The sequence below is a fragment of the Ktedonobacterales bacterium genome (genome assembly GCA_036557285.1).
Classification (GTDB): domain Bacteria; phylum Chloroflexota; class Ktedonobacteria; order Ktedonobacterales; family DATBGS01; genus DATBHW01.
On sequence record DATBHW010000040.1, the window covers coordinates 18,977 to 32,727 of the forward strand.

Below are 13,751 nucleotides of genomic sequence, written 5' to 3' on the forward strand. Positions count from 1 at the left end.
TGCGCTTTGCGTTTGCTGTCTGGCCCGGCGCTTGCAACGATGAAGCTTGCTTTGCTGGTTGAATACGATGGCACAGGCTATCATGGCTTCCAGCGCCAGGCCCCTGAGCGCGAGCCAACGGTGCAGGGCATGCTGGAGGCAGCCGTGACTCGTATCTGCCAGCGATATGTGCCGGTGATTGGGGCGGGGCGCACAGACAGTGGGGCGCATGCTTCGGGGCAGGTGGCGCATTTTCAGGTGGATAGCCCTCTGAAGCCTGAAGATTGGCATCGGGCGCTCAATGCGGTCTTGCCTGCCGATATTGCGGTGCGTCGGGTGGCGCAGGTTCGAGATGATTTTCATGCGCGTTACAGCGCCCTTTCGCGCAGTTATCGCTATACGGTGCTGAATGATCGCTGGCCGTCGCCCTTGCGCGAACGCTACATGTATCGCGTGAGTGAGCCGTTAGATGTGGCGGCGCTTGATCGAGCGTGCGCTGCGCTGCTGGGCGAACATGATTTTCGGGCTTTCGGGCGTAGTCCGCGCGATAGCCGGTCTGCTAGAGGGCATTCGTGTGTGCGCCTGATGCTGGCGGCGGGCTGTCGGGGTGATGAGGGGTCTGGCCTGATCTTTTTTGATTTTACTGCCAATGGCTTTTTGACGGGGATGATTCGGCGATTGGTGGGTACGCTGCTCCTGGTCGGCAAGGGACACCTGGAGGTTGATGGCTTTGCGCAGATTCTCGCCAGTGCGCATGAGGCGCATCCTGGAGCGTCTGTCCCGGCCTGTGGGCTGTGTCTGACACATGTGGCCTACCCACCAGAGACGCTGCTCTGGAGCGAAGCGTAACGCTGCTGCGGGAATAGAGCAGGAATAGAGCATTCGGAGGCATGTTGTGATGAAAACCTATAGCGCCAGGGCGTCGGAGTTACAACCACGCTGGTATGTGATTGACGCCGAAGGCCAGATTTTGGGTCGGCTGGCAACGCAGGTTGCCCAGGTCTTGCGCGGCAAGCATAAGCCGATCTTTACGCCGCATCTGAATTCGGGCGATTTTGTGATCGTGATCAATGCTGGCAAGATTCGTGTCACTGGCAAGCGGCTCGATCAAAAGATGTATTATCGCCACAGTCAGTATCCAGGTGGCCTGAAGAGCGAGACGCTGCGGCAGGTGCTGGCGAAGCATCCAGATCGCGCGATCCGGCATGCGGTGAAGGGGATGCTGCCGCATAATCGGCTGGGCGATGATATGCTGGATCGGCTGAAGGTCTATGGAGGGCCAGATCACCCGCATCAGGCGCAAAAGCCTGTGCCCTGGGGTGAAGCAGAGCCAGCCAGCGTAGAGGCTACAGAAACCGCAGAAGCGTGACATACGCTGCCTGTGGCAGCCTGTGAGTGGGCTGCTGCGCTTTGAGGAGGAACGAAACCTTGGCTGAGATTCGAGGGTCTTATTATTATGGTACCGGGCGGCGCAAGACGGCGGTAGCGCGTGTGCGGCTCTTTCCCGGTGGTGATGGCACGATCATTGTCAATGGCAAAGATTCTAATCAGTATTTTGGGCGCGAGGCGCTGACAGCGACGATTCGCGCGCCGCTGCGTCTGTTGGAAGTTGGCGGGCGGTTTAATGCGACAGTGCGCGTGGTCGGCGGGGGAGTCAGCGGCCAGGCTGGAGCCATCCGGCATGGCCTGTCCCGCGCTCTGGTGCGTGCCGATGAAGGCTGGAAGCCTGCGCTGCGCAAGGCGGGCTTTTTGACACGCGATCCGCGCATGAAGGAACGCAAGAAGTACGGCTTGAAGCGCGCGCGCAAAGCCCCGCAGTACACCAAGCGTTAAAAAGTTTGCAGATACCACGTGCAGCGCACGTAGTATCTGCAAATATTCAAGAACATCTGGCGTTAGACGCTGGGAGCCTCGACCTGAGACGAGGCGGCTTTGGAAGCCGACGCCAGCCTGGGATAAGCTGGCATGCACCACTCTTCGCGGTATTCGGGGCGGCGGCCACGCACGACATCGAAATAGATACGCTGGATTTCGGCGCTGACCGGACTGATGGCGCCTGTGCCTATCGGGCGGTGATCGATCATCGTGACGGGGGCGATCTGCGCGCCGGTGCCGCACAGGAAGATTTCTTCGGCGCAGTAGAGTTCGGTGCGGTCAATGCTGCGCTCGCGGGTGATGCGGCCAAGTTCGCGCTGGGCAAGCTTCATCACTGTATCGCGGGTGACGCCTAAGAGGATATTTTCGGAGGGCGGCGGAGTGACCAGTTCGCCATTGAGGACGAGGAAGATATTTTCGGCGCTGCCTTCAGAGACATGTCCATCGGCAGTAAGCATGATGGCTTCGTCAAAGCCATTTTGGAGCGCCTCAGATTTGGCAAAGGCTGAATTGATGTAGCCGCCGCTAATTTTGGCGCGGGCCGGAACCATGTTATCGTCAATCCGTCGCCAGGACGAAACCCCACAATGCAGGCCGCGATCCACATCAATGTAGGCGCCCATCGGCACAGAATAGATGGTGAAGTGGTCTTTCAAGCCGTGCAGCCGGACGCCGATCACTTCATCGGCTTTAAAAACGAAAGGCCGCAGATAGACATCTTCGTGCTGGCCGTTACGGCGAACCAGTTCCGCGCTAATCTCTAACAACTCATCTACAGAGTAAGGAAGCTGCATGCTTAAGATACGACAGGAACGGTGCAGGCGCTCATAATGTTCCCGCGCGCGGAAAATGTACACTTGCTGCGCGTCATCGGCCATGTACCCACGAATGCCCTCAAAGCAGCCGGTGCCATAGGACAGGCCGTGAGTCATGACGCTGACCTTTGCTTCGTTGGTGGGAATAAACTCGCCATTCATGAAAACGACTTTTGTATCCATCGCTCCGTTTCACCCAGCGCCTTTGCTGGTCCTCCTTTGCGATACTTTGCCGGGAAGAAACCCGGCGCTACCTGGCCTTCGTAGCCTTCGCCATTGTCCCGTCCACAAGCTTGCGACAGTGTTTCCGCCTGGGAAACGACCTGGCAATTACATGATACCATGCTGGTCCTGAATTGTACAGCCTTTTAAGCAGGCTATCGCTGCTCCTCCTGGTTAGCGGCTCAGGGGCGACGGCTAAAAAATGCGCTTGCCCAGCGCAGAGAGAATCAACTCCACAGCAAGGTTGGCGGTCCGGTTTTCTTGATCGAGAATGGGATTGACTTCGACGACATCAAGCGAGGTGAGCTTGCCAGAGTCGGCAATGAGTTCCATCACCAGATGGGCCTCACGATAGGTGATGCCGCCGCGCACCGGCGTACCCACCCCCGGGGCTTCGCGTGGGTCTATGGAGTCCATATCAAAACTGACGTGCAGGCCGTTGGTGTCCCTGGTGGCAACCTCCAGCGCCCGCGCGATTGTTTCGGAAAGCCCCAGGCGGTCAATATCTTTCATGGTGAAGACGTGGACCTGCTCTCGATGGAGCAGGTCGCGCTCACCAGGATCAAGATCGCGCGCGGCGACAATGGCAATCTGCGCCGGAGAGATTTTAGGCTGAAAGCCGCCAATAGTGACCAGGCGCTCATCCCCAAAACCTGCCAGGGCTGCAAGGGGCATGCCGTGAATGTTGCCAGATGGGGTCGTTTGATCGGTATTGAAATCGGCGTGCGCGTCGATCCAGACCACCCCGACGCGGCCACGCGCCTTGACTGCTCCGGTGATGGAGCCAAGGGCGATGCTGTGGTCGCCCCCAATGACCAGGGGGAGATCGTCGGGTCCAGAGGAGCGTTCGACTACGGCGGCGAGTTTTTCGCAGGCGGCCAAGATGGGTTCCAGGTATTTAAGGTGAGGGTTCTCGATAGAAAAGGTTTCTGGCTCAGGCGCGACGACATTGCCCTCGTCTTTGACGGTATAGCCAAGCTGACCCAGCCGCTCACCGAGTCCGGCATAGCGGATGGCGCTCGGCCCCATATCAACGCCGCGCCGCCCAGAACCCAGGTCTATGGGAGCGCCAATAATATGAATGTGCATAAGCCCTGCCTCATTTCCGCCGTTCGCCATTGAACAGTGGGATTTCTGGCGGCATTATATGTCGCCTGGCTCCGGGTGTCCAGCGAGCTGAGAAGTGCTCCAGGCGGCGCGCTGTTCTTGACACCCCCTCTGTCTGCCGCATATAGTATCTCATACTATCCCTGGCGCGGGCTGAAATCTTGTATTGTTCTAAAGGCTTAATCATGCACTACTGCGCTGTATCGTATCCTCCGGCAAGCATACAAACGCAAGTCTCGTACCCTGGCGCTTGTGCTTCTTCTAATTGGGGGAAGATGGGCTTTTTGCTGCTGCTCTTATTGGCTGTCCTGCTGGTTGTGAGCGGCTGCGACCAGAATGAGCCGCCCCAGCGCCAGAAACATGTGCTGGTCTGGCCGAATGTCGGCGTAACCGATCTGCCTCAACTCGATCCGGCCCTCAGCAGCGATAACAACTCGGTGCAGGCGGTGCAGTTGATCTTCAGTGGCCTGGTGAAGCTGAATGCGCAGTTGCAGATTGTGCCAGCCGCCGCGTATTCCTGGCAGGTGTCTCCAGATGGCAAGACATATACCTTCTACTTGCCTGCTCAGCTGCAATTTGCCGATGGCACGCCGGTTACAAGCCAGGATGTGATGTATTCATTAGACCGCTCTTTACAGATGACCGCAAAAGCGGCTCAAGAAGGCGGAGATGGCGGTCTCTTCTATCTGAGGCATATTCCAGGAGCGGCTGACGTGGCTGCTGGGCGGACAAGCGCGGCGCGTGGCCTCAAGGCCATTGATGCGCACACGCTGCAAATCCAGTTGGATGCTCCTATCGCTTATTTTTTGGCCGATCTGGCCGCGCCGCAAGCGTCTATCGTGCCGCAAAAGCTTATTCAGAAGTATGGTGAGCAGAAGTGGGTGGATCACGCGCTCGGTACCGGGCCTTTTCTCCTGGGGCGCTGGACGCATGGCGTTCGCATGACCTTCTTGCCCAATACGTTCTATTACGGGGATAAGCCTGTTCTGGACGAAATAGATATGCCCTTTATTCAGGACGCGCATGCGGCGCTGCTGTCTTATCGCGCTGGGCAGTACGATCTCACCTGGGGCATCGAGGGGCCAGACTATCCGCAAGCGCGCACGGAAAAGAACTTTCACGAGATGCCCCTGCTGGGGACAGATGCGCTGGTACCAAATACGACGATGGAGCCTTTTAATCACCTGGAGGTGCGTCAGGCATTTGCAGAGGCGGTTGATCCGAAGGTACTGGCCCATCAAGTCATGGGCGATAGTGTGGCGGCTTCTACTACCATTGTGCCGCCGGGTATGCCTGGCTATGCCGCTTCGCCCGCACACGGGCTGGCGGTTAATGCTCAAGAAGCCAGGAAGCTCCTGGGATCGGTCTACCCGGATGCCAGTATCATGCCTGCTGTGACACTGACTTATCCAACCAATGGGCTGCCCCAGGCAGAGGCCCAGGCTATGCAGGCGATGTGGCAGCAGGTATTGGGGGTGCATGTTGGGCTGGCGCCCGTAGAACCCTCTACGTATCAGCGCGAATTCGCGGCGGGCCATCTGCAACTTGGGGTGGTGAACTGGACGCCTGAACTGGCCGATCCCTGGGACTTATTGACCATGCGTTTGCACAGCGGAGCGCCTGAGAATGTAGGTGGTTGGCAAAGCTCGCAGTTCGATCAATGGGTCGATCAGGCCGACTTGCTTTTCAATGATCCGGCGCAGCGGGCCATGCTCTATCAGCAGGCGGAACAACTGGCGCTGAGCGATGCCGCCTGGATTCCACTCGATCACCCCAAATACACGGCGTTTATTGCGCCCTATGTGCATGGGCTGGTGGTCACGCCAGTGGGGTTGATGCCGTCTGATTGGGCGCAGGTGACGGTGGGCAAACATTAGCTGGTCGCGGGCGAGCGATAATCTCCAAATGGAAGCACCGCATAGGCTTCCTGGCGCTGAAGGACATCCACGACGGCCCTGGCAGTGTCGAGCGATGTGAAGCAGGGAACCTGGCTTTCGGCGGCGGCGCGGCGAATCTCAAAACCATCCTGTATTTCGCCGCCCTCGCGGATGCGGCTATGTCCCCCGCTTATGGTGTTGATCACGGCATGGACCTGGCGCTGGCGAATGAGGGAGGGGATGGACGTATCCCCTTCGCTGATTTTGCCGACCACTGCTGCGTCCATGCCGCGCTGCTTGAGGAAGTGAGCGGTCCCGGCGGTGGCATAAAGCTGATAGCCGCTTGCGGCCAGGGCTTGCATAATGGGCAGCGCCTCGTTTTTATCACGATCAGCGATGGAGACGAGCGCGGCTCCTGTCTCTGGCAGACGAACACCTGCGGCGATCAACGCTTTGGTGAGGGCAGCATGGTAGGAGAAGTCAATGCCCATGACCTCGCCGGTTGACTTCATCTCTGGCCCCAGCGCGGTTTCGGCTCCGGTCAGCTTGCCCATAGAAAAGACCGGCGCTTTGATGGCAATAAGTGGCTGATTGGGATAAAGCCCACTCTGATAGCCCTCCTGCTGCAAGCTGCTGCCCAGCATGATCCTGGTTGCCAGCGTGACCATTGGCACGCCTGTAGCTTTGCTGAGGAAAGGGACGGTGCGCGAACTGCGCGGATTGACCTCCAGCACAAAGACGTTGGCGGCGGGCTGATCTGAGGATGGGCTGGCGCTCTCCTGGCCGGACGGTTCGGTGATGACAAACTGCGCGTTCAACAGGCCGCGAATCTTGAGGGCGCGCGCGATGATCGTCGTATAGTCAACGATAGCGGCAGATTCCTGAGCGGAGAGACGCCGCGCGGGATAGACCGCAATGCTGTCGCCAGAATGGACGCCGGCGCGCTCGATATGCTCCATAATGCCGGGGATGAGCACCTCAGCGCCATCGCAGATAGCGTCTACCTCCACTTCTTTACCCTTTAAGTAGCGATCAATCAGGATGGGGCGCTCGCGGTAATAGGCGCCTATCTGGGAGATGTAGCGATCCAGTTCGTCGGGCGTGTAGACAATCTCCATTGCCCGCCCTCCCAGGACGTAAGAGGGCCGGACGACGACAGGGTAGCCAATGCGCTCAGCGGCCTCTAAGGCTGCTGCTCCTGTTGTCACTGTGCTTCCCTGGGGGCGAGGGATATGCAGGTGTTCCAGCAGATCATCGAAGCGCCGCCGATCTTCGGCAAGATCGATGGCCTCAACGGAAGTACCCAGGATGGAGACGTGCTGCTGTGCGAGCGGGGCCGCCAGATTGATCGCCGTTTGCCCGCCAAACTGCGCAATCGCTGCGGGCTGCCCTTCGTTTTCCAATACGGCCAGCACGCTCTCTGCGTCCAGTGGCTCGAAGTAGAGGCGATCAGAGAGATCAAAGTCGGTGCTGACTGTTTCGGGGTTGCTGTTGACCAGGATACTCTGGAAACCTGCATCGCTCAGGGCAGTGGCCGAGCGAACGCTGCAATAGTCGAATTCAATGCCCTGGCCGATGCGGATGGGGCCAGAACCCAGCACGAGCGCGCGCTGCGCTCCAAGCGGCTCTGCTTCGTTTTCCTGCTCGTAGGCGCTGTAGAAGTAGGGCGTCCGGGCCGCAAACTCTGCCGCGCAGGTGTCAACCATTTTGAAGACGGGGCGAATGTCCCAGGCTTTGCGCTGGCTGCCTATACTTTCGGCAGATTGCCCCGCGCACGCGCCGATCTGCTGATCGCTGAAACCAAAGCGTTTGGCTGCGCGTAAGAGTGGCTCGCTGAGCGTTTCGGCTGTGAGGCGCTGCTCCATCAGCACCAGATTGCGGAACTTGTACAGGAAAAAGATGTCAATTCCGGTCTGCTCCTGAAGCGTCTGGAGCATGGCATCGGAGGCGTCGCGCCGGAGCAGGTTGATGATTTGCCAGAGCCGGGTGTCAGTCGGCGCGAGCGTATGAGCAAGATCCCACTCGATCTGGCGCTCGCCCTGCTGCTCCCAGAAGCTGCGGCTGCCAAGCTCCAGCGAGCGGATGGCTTTCTGAAGAGCAGCCTCAAAGCTGCGATCAATCGCCATCACTTCGCCAGTGGCTTTCATCTGTGTACCCAGGCGTCGTTCGGCTGCGGGAAACTTATCGAACGGCCAGCGTGGAATCTTGACGACGACATAATCCAGCGTCGGCTCGAAAGCCGCCGAGGTCTGGCCGGTGATGGGATTGGGAATCTCTTCGAGCCGCCGCCCGATGGCGATTTTGGTCGCCACACGCGCGATAGGGTAGCCGGTGGCTTTGGAGGCCAGAGCGGAGGACCGGCTGACACGCGGATTGACTTCGATCACGTAATACTGCGCGGAGAGCGGGTCAAGCGCGAACTGCACGTTGCAGCCGCCTTCGATGCCCAGCGCGCGAATAATATGAATGGCGGCGTCGCGCAGCATTTGATAGTCTTTGTCTGAAAGCGTCTGGCTGGGAGCGACTACGATGCTGTCGCCGGTATGAATGCCCATCGGGTCGATATTTTCCATGTTGCAGACGACGATGCAGGTATCGGCGCTGTCGCGGATGACCTCATATTCCAGTTCTTTCCAGCCCTTCAGGTACTGCTCAATCAAGACCTGATGGATGGGGCTGGCGGATAGCCCGCCGCGCACGATGCGCTCTAACTCAGCGGGTGTGAAGGCGATGCCGCCGCCTGTGCCGCCGAGGGTAAAGGCCGGGCGAATCACTACCGGATAGCCGTTGCTGCTGGCGAACGCTCTGGCGTCAGACAGGGTGGTGACGGTGAGGCTGGGGGGGACAGGTTCACCGATCTGCTGAAGCAGCCGCTTGAACTCTTCGCGGTCTTCTGCCTGGCGAATGGTTTTGAGCGGTGTACCCAGCAGCCTGACATGATAGCGTTCGAGGACTCCGGCATCAGCCAGGGCGATAGCCAGGTTCAGGCCAGTCTGGCCGCCTAACGTTGCCAGCAGGCCATCGGGACGCTCGCGGGCGATGATGCGCTCAAGGACTTCGACAGTCAGAGGTTCGATATAGGTGATGTCTGCAACCCCTTCGTCGGTCATGATGGTGGCCGGATTGGAGTTCACCAGAACCGACGTGATCCCTTCTTCACGCAGGGCGCGGCACGCCTGTGTGCCAGCATAGTCAAACTCGGCGGCCTGGCCGATGATGATGGGGCCGGAGCCAATGACCAGCGCTTTTTTGATGGTGGTGGGGGCAGACATAGCTTTTAATAACCTTCCTGATCAGGCCGCGCCGACTAGCTTTCGCTCAGTGATGAGGCTGGCGAAACGCTCAAAGAGATAGCGGTTATCGTGCGGGCCAGGGGATGCCTCCGGGTGATATTGGACTGAGAAGACTGGCAATTTCTCGTGGGCCAGCCCCTCCACGGAACCATCCGAAAGGTTGATATGGCTGACATAAAAACCGCTTTCTGGCGGAAGCGAGGCGGCATCCACCTGAAAGTTATGGTTTTGCGAGGTGATGGTGACGCGGCCAGTACGCGCTTCGCGCACAGGATGGTTGGCTCCGTGATGGCCGAAGGGCAGGCGGCTGGTGCGCCCTCCGGCAGCGAGGCCCAAAATCTGATGGCCCAGGCAGATGCCCATGAGCGGCATGCCAGTGGCAAGCAGCGCCCGGCAGACATCAATGAGGGCTGCGACGGTTTCGGGGTCGCCGGGTCCATTCGCCAGCAGGACGCCATCCGGTTGAAGCGCCAGCAATTCATTGATGGCGATATGCGCGGGGGCCAGGATGGTTTCCAGGCCGCAATCGTTCAAGCAGCGGGCGATCTGCTCTTTGTAGCCGGTATCTATGAGTACTACACGCCCTCTGGCGCTGGAATGGCTCAGCGAGCTGGCTGAGGCCAGATTGAGCGGCTGGATAGTGGGGCTGCTTGCAGCGTTCCAGGGGCGGATAGCGTCGAGCGAGACTTCTTCTACGACATCGAGGTCCGAGACGGTTTTGACACTGCGCGCGGCGGCGCCTAATCGCGGTATATCGGGTTTCTGCCCTGGCTGGTAGGCGCGCAGGACGCCGCGCAGCGTGCCGCTGGCGCGCAATCGGCGGGTGAGGGCGCGCGTGTCTATGCCTTGAAGGCCGGGGATGCCTGCCCGCGCGAGATAATCGCTCAGGGATTCACGACCCCGCCAGTGATGAAACTCTTCGCAGCATTCGCGCACGATCAGCGCGGAGAGCCAGGGGCGGCGGGACTCCACGTCTTCAGGGTTCACGCCATAGTTGCCAATCAGCGGGTAGGTCAGCGCCACCATCTGGCCGCGATAGGAGGGGTCGGTGCAAATCTCCTGGTAGCCGGTCATGCCAGTCGCAAAGACGACCTCACCCTTGCGTTCGCTCGATAGGATGGGTTCAAGCGCGCCAAACGCGCGGCCCTCATAGCGTGAGCCATCCTCCAATACCAGCACTGCCTGTGTCTCCATGTACCTCATATTGCTTTCTATGCTCAACAGCCGCTCACTCAACGTTGCTAGCGAGCGACGACCAACGATTGATCGGCAGCCTCTGCCTCATAGACCAGCGTTCCGCCCAGGATAGTGCAGCGCACCCGACCTTTCAGCAGCAACCCTGCCAGGGGGGTATTCTTGCCTTTGGAGGCGAAGCGTTGTGGGTCTACGAGCCAGCGCTCCTGTGGGTCAAAGATCGTAATGTCAGCGGCAGCGCCAGGCCGCAGCGTACCAGCGGGAAGAGAAAAGGTCAGTGCCGGGCGAATGGTGAGCGCGGCCAGAAGGGTCGCCAGCGGCAATTTCCCCGCGTGGACGAGCGCCAGAAGTGCCCCAAGGGCCGTTTCCAGGCCAGAGATGCCGAACGCTGCCTCGTCATATTCGCAGGCTTTGTCAACGACGGTATGGGGGGCGTGGTCGGTAGCGATGGCATCAATGGTCCCGTCGAGCAATCCCTCCAGCAGCGCCTCAGCGTCTCGCCGGGTGCGCAGCGGCGGATTGACCTTGGTGGCCGTGTCATAGGGCAGCCCCTGGTCAGGGCTATTGTCGCCAAGGAGACCGGCGCGGCGTCCAGCCACCCATTCATCGGTCAGCAGCAGGTGATGGGGCGTAACTTCGGCGCTGACGGACAGCCCTTCGGCTTTAGCCCGTCGGATCAGTTCAACCGAGCCAGCGGTGCTTACATGCGCGGCGTGATAGCGTCCGCCAGTGAGGCGAGCCAGCGCCAGATCACGGGCCAGCATAATTTCTTCAGCCGCAGCGGGCCAGCCTTTGAGTCCGAGCCTGGTTGCTACCGCGCCCTCATTCATCACGCCGCCAGCCGCCAGCCCTTCATCCTCACAGTGCTCCACGATTGGCCGGTCCAGCATCGAAGCGTATTCAAGCGCCGCGCGCATCAGTTTGCTGCTGCTGACGGGGCGGCCATCGTCGGAGAAGGCCACCGCGCCCGCTTCGGCGAGTTCGGCCATCTCGCTGAGTTCAGCGCCTTTTTCGCCTTTGCTGATGGCGGCAATGGGCCGCACTCGCGCTGGAGCGCCACTGGCGGCGCGAGCGACGAATTCAAGCGCGGCCTGGGAATCAAGGACGGGTCTGGTGTTTGGCATACAGCAGATAGTCGTGAATCCGCCGCGCGCTGCTGCTTGTGCGCCGGTCTGGATCGTCTCTTTGTCTTCGTAGCCTGGCTCGCGCAAATGAACATGCAGGTCAACGAAGCCAGGGGAAACGATCAGCCCTGGCTGAAGGTCCAGAGTCTGAAGCGGCTGCCCGCTTTGCCGCAGCCTATCGGTGTGCTGCTGCACCTCGCTGGCTGGACCAGCGGCGACGATACGCCCATCGGCAATCAGCAGATCGCCAGCCACTTCTCGGCCCTGGGAAGGGTCAATGATCTGGCCGCCACGCAGCAGCAAGGCGCTGGTTTGCTCACGCTCTTTCATCCTCTCACCCTTTCTTTATCACTGTTCCCTTTCTCTATTTCTGTCTTTTCTGAAGCGCCTGTTGGCTTCAGCAGCCCTGCCGCGCCTGGGAAAGCGCATAAAGGACGGCCATACGCACAGCCAGGCCGTTTGTGACCTGCTCTTCAATCACAGAGGTGGCGCTGTAGGCAACATCGTGAGCGATCTCGACGCCTTCGTTCATAGGTCCGGGGTGCATCACCAGCGCGTCAGGTTTGGCTGCCGTCAGACGGCGCGAGGTCAGCCCAAAGCGGGCGATGTACTCGCGCAGCGATGGCAGCAGCCCGGCGTCCTGGCGCTCTTTCTGAAGGCGCAGGGCCATGACCACATCCGCGCCTTCCAGCGCGCGATCAAGCTGATATTCCACGCGCAGGCGTCGGGGAGTTGCCCTATCCGACGAAACAATGCTTTCCAGTATGCCAGGGGGCATCAGGGTTGGCGGGCCACACAGAACGACCTCAGCGCCCAGCGTGGTCAGGGACCAGATATTAGAGCGCGCGACGCGGCTGTGCAGGATGTCGCCCAGGATCACGATCTTGCGCCCCTCAACCGAACCCAGATGCTCCTCCATTGTGAAGAGGTCAAGCAGAGCCTGGGTAGGATGCGCGTGCCAGCCGTCGCCAGCGTTAATGACGGAGCCGCGAATCTGCTGGGCCACCAGATAAGGCGCGCCCGACTGGCTGTGGCGCATAATCACGAAATCTGCGCCCAACGCCTGGAGCGTGCGCACCGTGTCAATCAGAGATTCGCCTTTGGTAACGCTGCTGCCGGAAGCAGTGATGTTGACTACATCGGCGGAGAGATTCTTCGCCGCAAGCTCGAAAGAGATGCGCGTGCGCGTGCTATTTTCGTAGAAGAGATTAACGACGGTGCTGCCCTGAAGCGCGGGAACCTTGCGCACCGGGCGCGCCAGCACTTCTTTCATGGCCTGCGTCGTCTGGAGCAGCAGCCGGAGTTCGGCGGCGCTGAAGTCATCCAGGTCGAGCAGGTGGCGGCGCTGAAAGAGCGATTGAATACGCGCCCGATCTGGCATCGGGGGCTGATGAGCCGAAGCAGCAGGGGGTGTCGGTCGTGTTCCCGGAAGCTGCTCGGCTGGGCTGGTATACAACGCTGCGTTCTCCAAATGCATGCTCCTTGTCGTTTTATGCTTATCGTTTTGCGCCTGTCATCTTATGCTTGTGGTTTTATGTTGCCCTCTTGCTCAGGCTTGCTTATGGTTTGTGGCTCAGCAGGACCGTATCGAACCCATCATCTTCCGAAAGGCGCACAAGAATACTTTCTTCGCGTGCAGTCGGGACATTTTTACCGACGTAATCGGCGCGGATGGGCAGTTCGCGGTGTCCCCGGTCAATCAAAACGGCTAGCTGTATTTTGCGTGGGCGGCCATGATCGAGCAAGGCATCCAGCGCGGCGCGGGCGGTGCGCCCGGTATAGAGCACATCATCAACCAGCACCACGATACGATCAGTGATGTCGGTAGGCAGTTCGGTTGGCCGTACCTTGAGCTGCGCGCCGCGTGAGCGCAGGTCGTCGCGGTAAAGTGTCGCGTCTAGTTGGCCTACCGGCACAGCGGTATGCTCCAGCGCGCTGATCCTGACGGCCAGACGCCGCGCCAGAGGTACGCCCCGCGAGCGGATGCCCACCAGCACAAGCTCTGTCGCGCCCGCGTTGCGCTCGACGATCTCGTGGGCCATGCGTGAGATGGCCCGGCGGATTTCTTCCTCGTTGAGGAGGATTTTGGCTGCTCCTTCGTGGCCTGTGGCCTGGCTCATCAATCAGCACTCCTTTGCGGCTTCAGGCTGCCGCTGCTGCTATCTGGCAAGAGGCATAAAAAAAGACCCTTACACCCACCGTTGTGTGGGCGCAAAGGCCAGGGGCACATTGCCCAGGATATATCAAATGAAGCAGCCATCTGGG

Annotated in this window: 11 protein-coding genes; 4 read left to right on the forward strand and 7 right to left on the reverse strand. The window is 59.8% G+C overall.

Annotated features, from left to right (window positions below):
- The first annotated feature begins 6 nt into the window (after positions 1-6).
- The 3 genes from truA (at position 7) to rpsI (ending at position 1,812) form a co-directional block, all read left to right on the forward strand.
- A complete protein-coding gene (truA, locus tag VH599_11060) occupies positions 7-828 on the forward strand; it encodes a tRNA pseudouridine(38-40) synthase TruA (protein ID HEY7348839.1) in 822 nt (273 codons plus the stop codon).
- 46 nt (positions 829-874) lie between these two features.
- On the forward strand, positions 875-1,348 hold the full coding sequence (gene rplM, locus VH599_11065; GenBank protein HEY7348840.1) for a 50S ribosomal protein L13: 474 nt from the start codon (positions 875-877) through the stop codon (positions 1,346-1,348).
- A gap of 68 nt (positions 1,349-1,416) precedes the next feature.
- Complete coding sequence (gene rpsI / locus VH599_11070) at positions 1,417-1,812, forward strand: 30S ribosomal protein S9 (protein HEY7348841.1); 396 nt, start codon at positions 1,417-1,419, stop codon at positions 1,810-1,812.
- 62 nt (positions 1,813-1,874) lie between these two features.
- Here the strand turns inward: rpsI and VH599_11075 are convergent, their stop codons facing one another.
- Positions 1,875-2,852, reverse strand: coding sequence for a branched-chain amino acid transaminase (locus VH599_11075; GenBank protein HEY7348842.1), 978 nt, complete (start codon positions 2,850-2,852; stop codon positions 1,875-1,877).
- 234 nt (positions 2,853-3,086) lie between these two features.
- Positions 3,087-3,980 (reverse strand): arginase, encoded by an 894-nt coding sequence (gene rocF / locus VH599_11080; GenBank protein HEY7348843.1) that lies wholly within the window; start codon positions 3,978-3,980, stop codon positions 3,087-3,089.
- A 203-nt stretch (positions 3,981-4,183) separates the two neighbouring features.
- Between rocF and VH599_11085 the strand changes: the two genes are divergently transcribed.
- Positions 4,184-5,875 carry a peptide ABC transporter substrate-binding protein gene (locus tag VH599_11085; protein HEY7348844.1) on the forward strand — a complete coding sequence of 564 codons (1,692 nt, stop codon included), beginning with the start codon at positions 4,184-4,186 and terminating at the stop codon, positions 5,873-5,875.
- On the opposite strand, the gene carB is transcribed toward VH599_11085, so the two are convergent.
- The 5 genes from carB to pyrR form a co-directional block, all read right to left on the reverse strand.
- On the reverse strand, positions 5,872-9,147 hold the full coding sequence (gene carB, locus VH599_11090) for a carbamoyl-phosphate synthase large subunit (GenBank protein ID HEY7348845.1): 3,276 nt from the start codon (positions 9,145-9,147) through the stop codon (positions 5,872-5,874). The two genes, VH599_11085 and carB, sit on opposite strands and share 4 nt — an antisense overlap.
- A gap of 21 nt (positions 9,148-9,168) precedes the next feature.
- Positions 9,169-10,362: a glutamine-hydrolyzing carbamoyl-phosphate synthase small subunit gene (carA, locus tag VH599_11095; GenBank protein HEY7348846.1), complete on the reverse strand. Its 1,194-nt coding sequence runs from the start codon at positions 10,360-10,362 to the stop codon at positions 9,169-9,171.
- A gap of 47 nt (positions 10,363-10,409) precedes the next feature.
- On the reverse strand, positions 10,410-11,816 hold the full coding sequence (locus VH599_11100; protein ID HEY7348847.1) for a dihydroorotase: 1,407 nt from the start codon (positions 11,814-11,816) through the stop codon (positions 10,410-10,412).
- Positions 11,817-11,883: 67 nt separating this feature from the next.
- On the reverse strand, positions 11,884-12,957 hold the full coding sequence (locus VH599_11105) for an aspartate carbamoyltransferase catalytic subunit (protein ID HEY7348848.1): 1,074 nt from the start codon (positions 12,955-12,957) through the stop codon (positions 11,884-11,886).
- 88 nt (positions 12,958-13,045) lie between these two features.
- A complete protein-coding gene (gene pyrR / locus VH599_11110; GenBank protein HEY7348849.1) occupies positions 13,046-13,606 on the reverse strand; it encodes a bifunctional pyr operon transcriptional regulator/uracil phosphoribosyltransferase PyrR in 561 nt (186 codons plus the stop codon).
- Positions 13,607-13,751: the final 145 nt, after the last annotated feature.